11 protein-coding genes and 1 pseudogene are annotated in these 14,227 nt (G+C 68.0%); 8 read left to right on the top strand and 4 right to left on the bottom strand.

What is annotated here, in order from left to right:
• The first annotated feature begins 18 nt into the window (after positions 1 to 18).
• The 5 genes and pseudogenes from AC3WMA_RS03925 (at position 19) to AC3WMA_RS03905 (ending at position 4,652) form a co-directional block, all read left to right on the top strand.
• Entirely contained in the window at positions 19 to 1,161 is a 1,143-nt protein-coding gene (locus AC3WMA_RS03925) for an MlaE family lipid ABC transporter permease subunit (RefSeq protein WP_492284085.1), read from the top strand.
• A gap of 2 nt (positions 1,162 to 1,163) precedes the next feature.
• The gene (locus tag AC3WMA_RS03920) at positions 1,164 to 1,994 is read left to right on the top strand and encodes an ABC transporter ATP-binding protein (RefSeq protein WP_492284084.1); all 831 of its coding nucleotides are present in this window, start codon (positions 1,164 to 1,166) and stop codon (positions 1,992 to 1,994) included.
• Between the two features lie 3 nt (positions 1,995 to 1,997).
• A complete protein-coding gene (locus AC3WMA_RS03915) occupies positions 1,998 to 3,140 on the top strand; it encodes an MlaD family protein (protein WP_492284083.1) in 1,143 nt (380 codons plus the stop codon).
• Between the two features lie 4 nt (positions 3,141 to 3,144).
• Positions 3,145 to 3,750: an ABC-type transport auxiliary lipoprotein family protein gene (locus AC3WMA_RS03910; RefSeq protein ID WP_492284082.1), complete on the top strand. Its 606-nt coding sequence runs from the start codon at positions 3,145 to 3,147 to the stop codon at positions 3,748 to 3,750.
• Between the two features lie 187 nt (positions 3,751 to 3,937).
• A pseudogene (locus AC3WMA_RS03905) lies at positions 3,938 to 4,652 on the top strand (DNA helicase).
• Between the two features lie 88 nt (positions 4,653 to 4,740).
• Here AC3WMA_RS03905 and AC3WMA_RS03900 read toward each other — a convergent pair.
• Positions 4,741 to 10,776, bottom strand: a complete 6,036-nt coding sequence (locus AC3WMA_RS03900) for an apolipoprotein A-IV repeat region-like domain-containing protein (RefSeq protein ID WP_492284081.1) — start codon at positions 10,774 to 10,776, stop codon at positions 4,741 to 4,743.
• Positions 10,777 to 11,038: 262 nt separating this feature from the next.
• Between AC3WMA_RS03900 and AC3WMA_RS03895 the strand changes: the two genes are divergently transcribed.
• A complete protein-coding gene (locus AC3WMA_RS03895) occupies positions 11,039 to 11,377 on the top strand; it encodes an Hpt domain-containing protein (RefSeq protein WP_492284080.1) in 339 nt (112 codons plus the stop codon).
• Between the two features lie 85 nt (positions 11,378 to 11,462).
• Complete coding sequence (locus AC3WMA_RS03890) at positions 11,463 to 11,783, top strand: 2Fe-2S iron-sulfur cluster-binding protein (protein WP_492284079.1); 321 nt, start codon at positions 11,463 to 11,465, stop codon at positions 11,781 to 11,783.
• A 10-nt stretch (positions 11,784 to 11,793) separates the two neighbouring features.
• Here AC3WMA_RS03890 and AC3WMA_RS03885 read toward each other — a convergent pair whose 3' ends face one another.
• Positions 11,794 to 11,916: a hypothetical protein gene (locus AC3WMA_RS03885; protein ID WP_492284078.1), complete on the bottom strand. Its 123-nt coding sequence runs from the start codon at positions 11,914 to 11,916 to the stop codon at positions 11,794 to 11,796.
• On the opposite strand from AC3WMA_RS03885, the gene AC3WMA_RS03880 reads away from it, so the two are divergent.
• A complete protein-coding gene (locus AC3WMA_RS03880) occupies positions 11,915 to 12,322 on the top strand; it encodes a universal stress protein (protein ID WP_492284077.1) in 408 nt (135 codons plus the stop codon). The genes AC3WMA_RS03885 and AC3WMA_RS03880 overlap by 2 nt on opposite strands.
• 3 nt (positions 12,323 to 12,325) lie before the next feature.
• Here the strand turns inward: AC3WMA_RS03880 and AC3WMA_RS03875 are convergent, their stop codons facing one another.
• Positions 12,326 to 12,934, bottom strand: a complete 609-nt coding sequence (locus AC3WMA_RS03875) for a hypothetical protein (RefSeq protein WP_492284076.1) — start codon at positions 12,932 to 12,934, stop codon at positions 12,326 to 12,328.
• Complete coding sequence (locus AC3WMA_RS03870) at positions 12,931 to 14,106, bottom strand: vWA domain-containing protein (protein WP_492284075.1); 1,176 nt, start codon at positions 14,104 to 14,106, stop codon at positions 12,931 to 12,933. The genes AC3WMA_RS03875 and AC3WMA_RS03870 overlap by 4 nt, the downstream gene beginning before the upstream one ends.
• Between the last annotated feature and the right edge of the window lie 121 nt (positions 14,107 to 14,227).

Genomic DNA, 14,227 nt, shown 5'->3' with positions numbered 1-14,227 from the left:
CAGGGACCTCACGGCGACATGGCGAGCCTCGATACCGCCGAACCGCAGGCGATTATCCGCGATGACGCGGACGCGCTCGTGGTGGCGCTCTCGGGCTCATGGAGCGCCGACCGTGCCCCGCGCATCGAGGAAGTGATCGGCGAGATCACCGAGAGCCTGACGACGGCGGGCGCCCGGATCGACCTCACCGATGTGACACGGCTCGACACGCTCGGCGCCTATGTCCTCAACCGCCTGAAGGCGCGGCAGGAGCGGGACGGCGTCGCGGTCGAACTCGTCAGCAGCAGGCCCGAGCACGGCCTCCTGCTGGCCGAGGTCCAGGTCCATGACGACGATCCTCCGAAGCCGCACCGGCATGTCGGCGTGGTCGACATCCTCGTCGATATCGGCGAGGGCGTCGTGCGCTTCGGCCGCGACATGGTCGGCGGCGCGATGTTCCTCGGCGAGGTCGTGGTCGGCTCGGCCAGCGTCCTGCTCGGCCCGCGCAAGTTCCGGGGGCCATCTCTGGTCAACCAGATCGAGTTGATCGCCTTCAACGGCGCGCCGATCATCATGCTGATCTCGTTCCTCGTCGGCTGCATCGTCGCGCAGCAGGGCATCTTCCAGCTCCAGCAGTTCGGCGCCTCCGCCTTCGTCGTGAACCTCACCGGCATCCTGATCCTGCGCGAACTCGCGGTGCTCCTGACCTCGATCATGATCGCCGGCCGCTCGGGCTCGGCCTTCACCGCCGAGATCGGCTCAATGAAGATGCGCGAGGAAATCGATGCGCTGCGCGTCATGGGCCTCGATCCGATCGAGGTTCTGGTCGTGCCGCGCATCCTCGCGCTGATCATCTCGCTGCCGATCCTGACCTTCATCTCGGCGATGGCGGGGCTGGTCGGAGCGGGATTGGTCTCCTGGCTCTATGGTGGGATCGGCGTCGACACCTTCCTCGCCCGCCTGCAATCGGTCATCACCTGGAAGCATTTCGCCGTCGGGCTGATCAAGGCGCCGTTCATGGCCTTCGTCATCGGGCTGATCGCCTCGATCGAGGGGCTCGCGGTCAAGGGTTCGGCGGAATCGCTCGGCCGGCAGGTCACGGCCTCGGTGGTGAAGGCGATCTTCATGGTCATCGTCGTCGATGGGCTCTTCGCCATGTTCTTCGCCTCGATCGAGTTCTGACGATGACGCGGCAGGACGTTTCCCAATCCCACCCCAAGCAGGCGCCCGGCGAACCCGAGGCGGTCATCCGCGTCCGCGATCTCAAGGTCGCCTTCGGCGACAAGGTGATCATGGATGGGCTCGATCTCGACGTGCTGCGCGGCGAGATCCTCGGCTTCGTCGGCGGCTCGGGCCAGGGCAAGTCGGTGCTGACGCGCACGATCCTCGGTCTTGTCCGCAAGCGGCGGGGCACGATCGAGGTCTTCGGCGAGGATGTCGACGATCTCAACCAGCAGCAGCGGCGCGTACTCGAGCGGCGCTTCGGCGTGATGTTCCAGCAGGGCGCGCTGTTCTCGGCCCTGACCGTGAAGCAGAATATCCAGGTGCCGATGCGGGAGTACCTTCAGCTCTCGCCGGACCTGCTCGACGAACTGGCGATGGTGAAGCTCGATCTCGTCGGCCTGCCGCGCGATGCCGCCGACAAGGCGCCTTCCGAACTGTCAGGCGGCATGATCAAGCGCGCTGCGCTTGCCCGCGCGCTCGCGCTCGACCCGGAGATCGTCTTCCTGGACGAGCCGACATCGGGGCTGGACCCGATCGGCGCCGCCGAATTCGACGACCTGATCATGACCTTGAAGCAGACTCTCGGTCTGACCGTCTTCATGGTAACCCACGATCTCGACAGCCTGTATCATGCCTGTGACCGAATCGCCGCTCTGGCGGACAAGAAGGTGATCGCGGTCGGCCCGCTGGCGACGATGCTGGCGTCCGACCATCCATGGTTGAAGGCCTATTTCGGCGGAGAGCGCGCCATGGCCAGGCTGCCGGCGGGAGAGCAGGGACGAAGCGGCTAGGCCATGGAATCGCGCGCCAATTACGCACTCGTCGGTCTGTTCACGCTCGCGGTCCTCGCGGCGGCCTTCGGCTTTGTCTACTGGTTCAACAGCGGTGGGGCAGGAAGCAAGGAAAGCATCCGCGTCATCTTCACCGGCACCGTGACCGGGCTTGGACGCGGATCGAGCGTGCTGTTCAACGGCCTGCGCGTCGGCGAGGTCACCAGTATCGAGCTCCAGCCGGACGATCCGCGCCGCATCTACGCCGTGATCCAGGTCGCCAACACCACGCCGGTGCGCGACGACACACGCGCGCGCATCGAGGCTCAAGGTTTGGCGGGCGTGGTCGCATTGCAGCTCATCGGCGGTGACCCCGCCGCCCCGATGCTGAGGGCCAAGCCGGGCGAGCCGATGCCAACGATCATCGCCGAGCGCTCCGAGCTGCAGGACATCATCGAGACCGTGCGCAACGTCGCGCAGAAGGCCGACGGAATGCTCACCTCGCTCGACGGGCTGATCAAGCAGAATACGGGCCCGATCAACAACACCGTCCGCAATGTCGAGAAATTCTCGCAGGCGCTCGGCAACAACGCCGATGGCGTCGACAAGCTGATGGCGAGCTTCGGCAGCATTGCCGAGACGATCCAGCCACTCTCGCAAAAGCTGCAGGCGCTCAGCGAGGAATTGACGGCCGTCGTCCGTTCGGTCGATCGCAGCCGGATCGCCAGCATCGTCGACAATGTCGACAAGTTCACTGGGGCGCTTGGCGGCTCCAGTGCCGAAGTGGCCAAGGTGGTGAAGGACGCCGCCTCGATCTCGGCCAAGCTCGACAAGGCGGCCGATCAGATCGAGGGTGTGCTGACGGCAGCAAAGGGCTTCCTCGAATCCGGTTCCGGCCCCGATGGCCGCAGCGCCTTCCAGGAAGTCGCCGACGCCGCCAAGTCGATCCGGACGCTCGCCGACAATCTCGACAAGCGCACCGCCGAGATCACGGCAGGCATCAACCGCTTCACCGGGCCGGGGCTGCGCGATGTCGAATCGCTGGCGGCCGATGGCAAGCGCACGCTCACGGAACTCAACCGCACCTTGCGGAATTTCGAACGCAACCCGCAGCAGTTCATTTTCGGCGGCAGGCCGCCGCTTCCCCAGTACAACGGATCGCGCTAGCCCCATGACGACCGAGGTTCAGTTTCCTCCGGCCCGCCGGGCTCGCCGCTTCCTCCCCATCCTGGCCGTGGCCGCCGCCGCGCTCCTCGCCGGCTGCGGTGGCGGAGCGACGCCGACCACCTTCGATCTGTCGGCACCGGGCGGGCTCAGTAAGGTCGGTGGTTCGCGCGCCATCATGGTCGTGGCCGAGCCGACGGCGGTGCAGGCGCTCGATTCCGATCGCGTCATCGTCCGGGATTCGAGCGGCGCGCTGTCCTTCGTCGGCGGGGCGCAATGGGCGGACCGGGTGCCGGCGCTGGTGCAGGCCCGCCTGATCCAGACCTTCGAGAATGCCGGCCGGGTCGGCTCCGTCTCGGGGCCGGGGCAGCGCATCTCCCCCGACGTCCAGCTCAACACCAATATCCGCAGCTTCAACATCGACGCCGCGACCGGCATGGCGGTGGTCGAGATCACCGCGCGGATCGTCGGCGACCGGACCGGGCAGATCCAGCGGGCGCGGCTCTTCGCGGCGCGGGTGCCGGCCGGCGCGGTCGACGGGGCGGGCGCGACCCAGGCGCTCGACCGGGCGCTGTCGCAGGTGCTGGTCGAGATCGTGCGCTGGGCGCGCTGAGCGCATCCCCCCGGCGATTTCCTTTCGCCCACGCCTGCGCTAGATTCTGATTCCGGCTCGGCCCGAGCCTCCCCCCTCCAGCCGGGGAAGCATCATCATGTAGGGCATTCCGACGACCTGACCGACTGTCCGGGCATCACGCATGAGGAGGGATTGCGCCAGCTGCTCGCGATAGGAGGTTCACGTCATGAATTTGTCGGCCCCGATCCATCAGTTGAAGCGCAAGGCCAGGCTTTTGAGCCGGGCGGAACGCATACCGCTCCACGCGGCGCTCGATCGCATTGCGGTCGAGGAAGGCTATCGCAGCTGGAGTTTGCTGGCGGCGAAGCAGCCGGGAATGACGTCCGTTCGCGCGTTGTGGCCGCTGGCTAGAGCCGGGCGACCTCGTCCTGATCGCCGGGCGGCCGGGACAGGGCAAGACGCTTGCAAGCCTCGCCTTGCTCGCGGAAGCCATGCGGGCCGGGCGTCGCGGCGTGTTCCTGACGCTTGAATACACGCCGGCCGACGTGCTCTCCCGGCTGCATGCGATCAAGATCGAACCGGATGAATTCGCCGGCCTGTTCGACTGCGACTGTTCCGATGCGATCAGCGCCGACTATGTCGTCGCGAGGTTGGCGGACGCATCGCGCGGCACCGTGGCGGTGATCGACTACCTGCAGCTGCTCGACCAGCGCCGCGACACGCCGGAGCTCGCTCTGCAGGTGAGTATGTTGAAGGCGTTCGCGCGGGAGAGGGGGCTGATCCTCGTTTTCCTCTCGCAGGTCGATCGTTCCTATGAAGGCGCGGGCAGGCCATTCCCCGAGATCGCGGATGTGCGATTGCCCAACCCGCTCGATCTCTCCCTGTTCGACAAGACCTGTTTCGTGAGCCGCGGCGAGGCGCGTTTCCGGGCGGCGGCTTAGGCGGCCATCGGCCTCTCGGCAGCACCCCACCAAAAGGAAAGGCCGCCTTCGCAGGCGGCCTTTCCCGTTTCGACAGGGATAGTGGCGCTTACTCGAAGCGCCCGCTGGCATGGGCCAGCATCGTGTAGACTTTGCCGGTCTCCGAGGTCAGGTAGGTCTTGGCCACCATCGAGTCGCGGTCGTCCTTCGCGGCTTCGCCGAGCAGGCGCTCGAACTCCTCGATATAGCGGTCGACCGTGTCCTTGAACTCGGCGTCGCGGCGATACTTGCGGCGCATCTCGTCGAAGGTCTGCTGGCCCTGCAGCGTGTAGAGCCGGCGGGTGAAGACGTTGCGCTCGCCGCGCTTGTAGCGGTCCCACAATTCGACGGCCGCGTCATGGTCGATCATCCGCGCGATATCGACGGAGAGCGAATCGAGCTTCTCGATCGAATGCGTCGTCGGCTTGCTCGGCTCGGGCTGCTTGTCCTCGCGCGAGGCGCGGGTCAGCAGGTCCGAAAGCCAGCCTGCCTTGGCCGGCTGCTGCTGGGCTGCCTCCGGCTGGCGGCGCGGCGCTTCCTGCACCGTGGCCGGGCGGCTCGGCGCAGTCGCGGTCTCGATCCGGACGGTTGTGCGCGGCGCGGCAGGCTGCGCGGGCTCGCTCGCCGCATCGATGGACGGCCGCAGCAGGGGTTCCTCAGGGGCGGGCGCAGGCTGCGGGGCCGGCGTGAACGCCTGGGCAGGCCGGGTCGGAGACACCGGGGCAGGGGGGGCGGCGGCCGCAGCCGCGACCGGGCGGCGGCTGGCGGCGTGGTCGATCGGCAGCGAAACGTCGCCACGGCGGCCGGACCGCGTCACGATCTCGGTGAGGTCGTTCAGCGCCTTGATCTGCTCGGCCACGACCCGGCGCATGGCCGAGGTCGATTCCTGGGCCTCCGCCGGCAGTTCGAGCACGCCGCGCTTCAGTTCGGCGCGGGTGGCTTCCAGCTCGCGCTGGATGTCGCCGGTAATGCCGCGCATGTCCTGCGCCGCCTTCTGGAAGCGCTCGGTCACCTTGGTGATCTCGCCGCCGATCTCGGTCGAGACCTGGGCATAGGCCAGGCGCAGGGCTTCCGCCGTGCGCTCGCGCTCCTGGCCGGTCGCCGAACGGATGGCCTCGAACTGCTGGGCGATCGCGTTCGTCGTCGATTCCGCCGAGTCGGACAGAACCGTGCCGATCTGGCGGGCGCGCGCCTCGGCCGTGCTGAGCGAGTCGTCGATCAGCGAGGCGAAGGAGCGGGTGATCGACTCGACATCGTCGGTGCGGTTGGCGATCAGCCCGTGCAGCTGCTCCAGCGCATCGCGGCGCTCGGCAAGCGCCTTGCCGACGCGGCCCTCGATCTGCTCCAGCCGGCCGGCGACGGCGTTGAGCGCCGCGCTGCTGGCCTGGGTCACCTCGTTGAGCGAGGTGCCGCGATCGTCGAGCTGGCCGATCAGCGCGGTCGTCTCGCGCAGCGTACCCTCCGAGAAGCTCTTCAGCTCTGCGATCTGCGCCGTGACCTGCTGCGAGGCCGAGCCGGCCTCCGCCATCACGGTGCCGATCACGTTCTGCAATTCGCCGACGCGGGTCGACAGGCTGTTCTCGACGGCGGCGAGGTTCTTGTTCGCGCCGTTGACGATCTGCTGCATCAGCTTGTTGGCCTCGCCGAGGCGCCCGAGCATCCCGCCGAGCTCCTCGCGCAGCTGCTCGTTGGTGCCGACCAGCGCCTCGATCGACTGGCGCGAACCGGCTTCGAGCGTCTCGCGCAACGCGTTGGAGGAAGCCTCGACCGCGTTGGTGATGACCGCGCCGCGATCGCGCAGACCGGCGACGATGGCGTTGCCGCGGCTTTCGAGCGCGCGCACCACCGTCTCGCCGACCGTGGCGAACTCGGCCGCCAGCGCCTCGCCGCGCTCGTTCAGCGCCTCGACGGCACCATTGCCCTTGGCGTCGAACACGGCGCGCAGGGTCTCCACACGCTCGTCGAGCGACTGGGTGAGGGTCTCGCCCTGGCGGCCGATGAGTTCGACGAGGCTGTGGCCCTTGGCGTCGAAGGCGGCGCGCATGGCGTCCGTCCGCTCGTCCAGCGAATTGGTGATCGCCACGCCCTGGCGCTCCAGCGCCGTGACGATGCCGGCGCCCTGGCCCTCGAAGATTGCGCGCAGCTGCTCGGCGCGCTGGTCGAGCGCGCCCGAGATGGCGTCACCGCGACGGCCGAGTGCGGCCACGATGCCGAGCCCGCGATCGTCGAACAGGGTGCGCAATTGCTCGGCGCGCTCGGTGAGCGCGGCGGCGATCGCCTCGCTCTGGCTGGCGAGCGCCGAGACCATGCCGCCGCCCTGGTCGTCGAAGAGGGCGCGCAGTTCCTGAGCCCGCTCGGCAAGAAGCGTAGCAATCGCTTCCGAACGGCCCTGCAGCGTCGCGGCGATCTCGTCGCCGCGCGTGTCGAGCGTGTTCGAGACGGTGTCGAGCCGGCCGACGACGCGCTCTTCGAAGCGCGCGACGCTCTGGTCGAGCGTATCGGCGATCTGGAGGGCGCGGCCGCCGAGCGTCGCGTTGATCGTGTCGGCCTTGTCGCTGAGCGTGCGGGTGAGCGATTCGCTCTTGGAGGTGACGACCTCGCCGATCTCGTCGGCCTTGGCCGCGAGCGCGCGGGTGACCTCGCGTCCGCCCTCGGCCAGCACGCGGGCGATATCGACCGTGCGCTCGACCAGCGCCTCGTTGAGGGCGGTGGCGCGCGAGCCGAGGCTGCCGTCCATGCGGGCGATCAGGCTGTCGAGCGTGCCGGCGATCTCGGCGCTCTTCGTGCCCGAGCGGTCCTCGAACAGCTTGATCTGGCTTTCCATCGCCTCCGCCGCCTCGCGGGTGCGGCTGGCGAGCAGCTCGGCCGCTTCTAGCGCGCGGGTGCCGGCCTTGTCGGCCAGCATGACGCTGTCTTCGGAGATCAGCTTCTCGACCTGCGCGATACCGGAATGGAGCGCGGCGGTGAGCTGCTGCGCGTCGCCGGAGATCTTGGCGGTCAGGACGCCGCCCTGGACGACGATGAGGTCCTCGAAGGCGCCAAGGCGCGCGGCGAGTGCATTCTCGACGTCGCGGCCCTGCGTATCGAACAGCGTCGAGAGTGCGGCGAGGCGCCCGCCGAGCGCCGCCTCGATCTCGTGTCCGCGCTCGTCGAACAGCTTGGTCAGCGCGTCGTGGCGCAGCGCCAGCGCCTCGTTCAGCGCCTGGGCGCGGCCCTCGACCGAACGCAGCATCGACTCGGCATTGGCCGAGAGCGCCTCGTTGACGCGCCCGCCCTGCTGGGTCAGCGCCAGCACGATCTCGCGGCCGGTGCCGGCGAGCAGGGTGCGCGCCTCCTCGGCATGGACGGTGAAGGTGTCGCGCAACCCTTGCGTCGCTTCGGAGACGCGGTCGGCGACATGGCGGCCGTCGACATTGATCGTCTCGGTGAGGGTGCGGGTCGCCTCGGTCATGCGGCGCGCCAGATCCTCGCTCTGCTCGCCGAGCAGGGTGTGGACCTCGCGGCCGGTGCTGACGAGGTCGCGCACCATGGTCTCGCGCTGCTCGCCGAGCAGGGCGCCGACCTTCTCACCGGTCTCACTGACGCTGGCGAGGAAGCCAGTCTGCTGCTGTTCGAGGGCGTTCTGCGCCGCCTCGATGCTGCCGGTGATGCGGGAAGCCAGCGTCGCGCCGCGCTCGTCGAGCTGCTGGTCGATGCTGGCGCCGGTCTCGGCGAGGCGGGAGATCAGCGCGTTCGAGCGCTCCGCCAGGATGCCGTGCACCGAGCGGCCGACATCGGCGACGCGGCTGGCCAGCGCCTGGCTCTCGTTGCCGAGCAGATCCTTGATCTCGAGACCGGCCTGCGAAACCTTGACGGTCATCGCGCCGGCCTGCTCGTCGAGCAGGGCACTGACGCGCATGCCGGTCTCCGAGAGGCCGGAAAGCAGGCGCTCGCTTTCGCTGCCGACGACGGCGCTGACATCATGACCGGCCTGGGTGAGGCGGCTGACGAGCAGTTCGCTCTCGTCGCGCAGGCGCGTCTCGACGGTATTGACCGCGCCCGAGACGCTGGAGACCAACGCTTCGCTGCGCTCCGACAGGAGCTTGGCGACATCGGCGCCGGCGTTGGAGACGCGCGCGACGGTGGCGTCGCTGTGCTCGCCCATCAGGCTGGCGAGGCTGCGGCCGGCTTCGGCAACGCGCTCGACGACGCCGTCGCTCTGCTGGCCGACCAGGTCGGCGAGCTCGCTGCCGGCGCTGGAGACGCGGTCGACGAGCTTCTCGGCCTGCTGGTCGAGCAGGGTGTGGACGGTCTGGCCGGTCTCGTTGAGGCGGTCGACGAGCTTGCCGCCCTGCTCGGTGAAGAGCCCGTTCACCTGGCCCGCGACATCGGTGATGCGGCCGGTGAGGGTGTCACCATGCTGCGCGACGGACTCGCTCAGGGACTGGCTGGCGTCGTTGACGCGCAGGATGATCGCCTCGCTGCGCTCGCGCAGCACGTCATCGACGGTGCGGGCGGTCTCGTTGAGGCGGCTGACCAGCGTGTCGCCATGGGTGCCGATGAGGCCGTGGACGCTCTCGCCGACTTCGGTGAGGCGGCTGGCGATGGCTTCGTTCTGGCGGTTGAGCAGGCTGTTGACGCCGCGGCCAACCTCGGCGAGGCGGGTGGTGACGCTCTCGCCCTCGTCGGAGAGGGCGCTGCGCAGCGCTTCGCCGGATTCGGCCAGGCGTGCCTGCAGGGCTTCGCTCTGGCTCTCGATCTGCGCGACCATGGTGCGGCTGCTGGCCTCGAAGCGCTCTGCGGCTTCCGTGCCGCGCGCCGAGATGTCGCGGGCGAGCGTCTCGCCGGTGTTCTTGAGCAGTTCGTTGACGGTCTCGACGCGGCCGGTCAGCGTCTCGGCGACCTGGTTGCCGGTCTCGCTGATAGCGCGGGTGACGTCCTGGGCACCGGTGGTCAGGCGCTCGGTGAGGACCGCGCCGGTGCGCTCCAGCGAGCTCGCGATTTCCTTGGCGCGGCCGTCGAGCATGTCCGACAGGTTGCCGCTGGCGCCCGCCAGTCGCTCGGAGACTTCGCCGGAGGTAATCTGCAGGCGCTCGACGAGGTCGTGGCTGCGGCCGCTGATCTCCTCGATCATCTTCTCGCCGGCGCGGCCGAGCGCCTGCGTGATCTGGTCGCCCTTGGCGCCGAGCGAGCCGGTGACGCGGTCGCCGGCCTGCGAGACGGCTTCCGCGATGGCGCGGCTGGCGCTGTCGAGGTCCTTGGCAAGCCCGTCATGGGCGCCACTGATCGCGAGCTTCACGCGCTCGGCATTGCCGACCACGGCCTCGCGCTGGGTGACGAGTTCGTCGATCAGCGAGCGCAGGCGGATCTCGTTATCGGCATAGGCGCGTTCCAGCGTCGAGATTTCGCCGCGGACGATGGTTTCCAGTTCTCCGGCGCGCGCCACGGCACGCTCGATGCCGTCGCCCATGGCGGCGACCTCGCGGCGGATGGTCTGGCTCAGCGACAGCACGGAATCGGCGCCGGCAACCTCCGGCTCGGCGAGGCGCAGCGCGACCTCGGTCATGGCGCGCGAGATCAGGCGCATTTCCTGAGTGCGGCGATAGAGCGCCGCCAGCACAAAGAAGAACACGACCGGCGCGCCGATCGAGAGCGCGAGCAAGGTCCATTCGCCGATGCCGAAGCTGGCGACGGGTTCAGGCAGGCCGTTGCTGAACGAGCCATAGCGGCCGAGCAGGACGAAGGCGGCGCCGCCGAGCCAGGCGAGCGAGGCGAGCGCTGCGAACCAGTACGGCTTGCGCGACGGGCGCACGGCGAAGGCCTGGACGAGCGAGCTCGAATCCCGGCGGTCATCATTGGCGACGCGGCTGGTATCGGGCGCGATCGCGGCGCGCGGCGGCGCGGGCTGCTGCTGGGCGGGAGCGGCAGGCGCGGGCGGGATCGCGGCCGGAGCCGGCTCGACGCGCGGCATTTCGAGCTTCAGGTCGTTCTCGCTGGTCGTGGGTAGCCGGGGCTCGGTCTCGACCGGCGTGTCAGTGCCGTCCTTGGGCTGGTCAAGGCGGAGCGCCTCTTCGATCGCCGACATCGCAGCTTCAGTGGGGTCCTGGAGCTTCTTGGGTCGATTCATCGTTGCCGCCTCGCCACGCTACTGAACATGGGCGCGTATGGTGATCTCCGCCGCCCCATGCCGCCTCTGGCCGGGTGAACGGAGACACTGCGCCCATCATTTACCAATTGGAAGGGTAGTGGACCCCTGGAGCCTTGGAAACCCATTTGACCGCGCGATTCACAAACGTCGTTAACGCCTCGTTTACCATCCGGGCGCTTCCTGAAGGGCATGAGACCGGCCGATGCGGCGATTTGATGACCCGTTTTGAAGAGTTCCCGACATGACCGAGAAGGCCATCGATTTCGCCTATCTCTCCAGCCAGACCGCCGGTGACCACGAGCTTGAGCGCGAATTGCTCACGCTCTTCGCCCAGCAATGCGTCGTCCATCTGCGCGCGATCCATGGCAGTGCCGACCGGCAGCAGCGCATGGATGCGGCCCACACCTTGAAGGGTGCGGCCCGTGCTGTCGGCGCCTGGCAGGTCGCCGAGGCTGCCGACCGCATCGAGGAGAGCTTGGCCGGGTCGCAGCAGCAGGCAAGCGAGAGCGCGCTCGATGCGCTTGCCTTGGCTGCCGCCGAGGCGAGGGCGGTCATCGCGCGCTTCGACTGCGCCGCCTGAGCGGGTGGCTGCGGCGCGAAACCCCGTTCCGTGCCGCTTTGAAATGCTCTAAGCGGAGGCCGTCATCGCGCCGCCGGAGTCCTTCATGCCGAATATCACCTTCATCGACGCTCAGGGCGAGAGCCGCACCGTCGAGGCCGAAGCCGGCTCGACCGTGATGGAGACGGCGATCCGCAACGCGATCCCCGGCATCGAGGCGGAATGCGGCGGCGCCTGCGCCTGCGCTACCTGCCATGTCTATGTCGACGATGCCTGGACTGCCGCTGTCGGCCCTGCCGAGCACATGGAAGAGGACATGCTGGACTTCGCCTTCGACGTCCGCCCCAATTCGCGCCTGTCCTGCCAGATCCGCATCCGCGATGAGCTCGACGGCCTGATCGTCCGCACGCCCGAGCGCCAGGGCTAGCCCTGCCGATCTAGTCCGGCGCGCGGCGCTGCGCCGCATCCCGCATTTTGCGCTGGATCATGGCGCGCGTACTGGCAAACTCCATGATGGTTTCGAAACCAGCCTTGGAGGATGCGATGTACAGATCGATCATGGTCCCCGTTGATCTCGCCGAAGCCGATCTCGCCCAGCCGGCGATCGCGGCAGCCGTATCCTTCGCCAAGATCTCGGGTGGAAAGGTGCGACTGGTCTATGTCCGCTCGCTGATCCCGGTCACCTATATGGAATTCGTGCCGGCCGATTTCGATTCCGAGCAGCAGGAGGATGCCGAGGCGAAGCTCGCCGAGATCGCCGCGAAGGTCGATCTCCCGGCCGAGCAGGTTTCGGCCAAGGTGCTGATCGGTTCGGTCCATGGCGAGGTGCTCGCCGAGGCCGATGCCGGCGGTATCGACCTCATCGTCATCGGCTCGCATGAGCCCGGCATGCTCGCCTATGTCATCGGCTCGAACGCCTCGGCGATCGTGCGCCGGGCGAAATGCTCGGTGCTGGTCGTCCGCTGAGCCTCAGCCGGTCCCGCCGGGGACGAGACTTTCAGGCACCTCGCCGGTCGCGAGTTCGCGCGGCCGGTTGAGGCTGACCAATGGCCAGACCTGCCAGAACGAGGCGGCGATCAGCAGCACGCCGAGCAAACTGGCATTGGTCGCGCCCTGCTGGAACGCGCGCAGCGTGAAGGCCGTCAGCATCAGGACCGAGAGCGCGCCGACGACGGTGACGCCGAGCCAGATCGGCTTCGGCCGACCGGCGACGAAGCGGGCTTTGGGATTGGCGCGCGCGATCGCGGCCGACAGCGCCGTGACGAAGCGGTGGTAGCGCGGATCGTCGCGGTCGAGATCGGTCAGCGAGCGCCAGGACAGGTTGCCGAAGGTCACGGTTCGGCCGTCGCTGAGCCTGAGCTGCGTCTTGTAGCCCTTCGACGAGATGTTGCCGGGGGCATAGACGAAGCGCACCTGCTCGACCGCGCTGAGGCGGATGCTGTCGACCCGGCGTGTCCGGTCGACTTCCAGCGTGTCGCCCTCGAGCTTGTAGCCGATCTCGAAGCCGACGGGCTTCGGCCGCTGGCGCCAGCTCGGCGCAGGGCCGTCGTCGTCTTCGTTCATGACAGTATTGGTCACCGCGCCAGAACCTTCATCGCGCCATCGAGCCCGTCGAGCGTCAGCGGGAACATGCGCCCGCCCATCAATCCGCCGATCTGGCGGATCGACTGGGTGTAGTTCCAGAGATTCGGCTGCACCGGGTTGAGCCAGACCGATTTGGGGAACTTGGTCGCCAGTCGCTCCATCCAGACCTCGCCGGCTTCCTCGTTCCAGTGCTCGACCGAGCCGCCGGGCATCGCGATCTCGTAGGGGCTCATCGAAGCGTCGCCGACGAAGACGAGGCGGTAGTCGGACGGATAGGTCCTGAGCACGTCCCAGGTCGCGATCTGCTGGTCGTGGCGCCGGCGGTTCTCCTTCCAGACCCGCTCATAGGGGCAGTTGTGGAAGTAGAAATGCTCGAAATGCTTGAACTCGGCCCGCGCCGCCGAGAACAGCTCCTCGGCCAGCTCGATATGCCAGTCCATCGAGCCGCCGACATCGAGGAAGAGCAGCACCTTGACGGCGTTGCGGCGCTCGGGCCGAAGCTGGACGTCGAGATAGCCGTGCTTGGCCGTCTCGGAAATCGTGGTGTCGAGGTCGAGTTCCTCGGCCACGCCGGTGCGGGCGAAGCGGCGCAGGCGCCGGAGCGCGATCCGCATGTTGCGCACGCCGAGCTCACGGGTGTCGTCGAAATCCTTGAACTCGCGCTTGTCCCAGACCTTCACCGCCCGGAAATTGCGGTTCTTATCCTGGCCGATGCGGATGCCTTCGGGATTGTAGCCATAGGCGCCATAGGGCGAGGTGCCGGCGGTGCCGATCCACTTGTTGCCGCCCTGATGGCGGCCCTTCTGCTCGTCGAGCCGCTGCTTCAGCGTCTCCCAGAGCTTCTCCCAGCCCATCGCATCGATCTGGGCCTTTTCCTCGTCGGTCAGGAATTTCTCGGCGAGCTTGCGCAGCCATTCCTCGGGGATGCCGGCTTCCTCGATCGCCTGCTGCAGCGTCTCCATGCCCTTGAACACCTGGGCGAAGACGCGGTCGAACTTGTCGAGATGGCGCTCGTCCTTCACCAGCGTGGCGCGGGCGAGATAATAGAACTCGTCGACCCTGTGTTCGGCGAGGTCGGCCTCCACCCCTTCGAGCAGCGTCAGATATTCGCGCAGGGTCACGGGGACCTTGGCGGCGCGCAGATCGGTGAAGAGGCGAAGGAACATGAGACAGCGTCATTCTCGGGCGGAGCGCAGCGTAGACCCGAGAATCTCGTCGAAGAGATGCTCGGGTCAAGCCCGAGCATGACGACGAGACTCAAGCAGCGTCCGCGTTTCATGCGCGAAC

The organism is Allobosea sp. FW305-C-101, from assembly GCF_058783685.1.
This window is presented reverse-complemented; position numbering and strand designations above follow the sequence as displayed.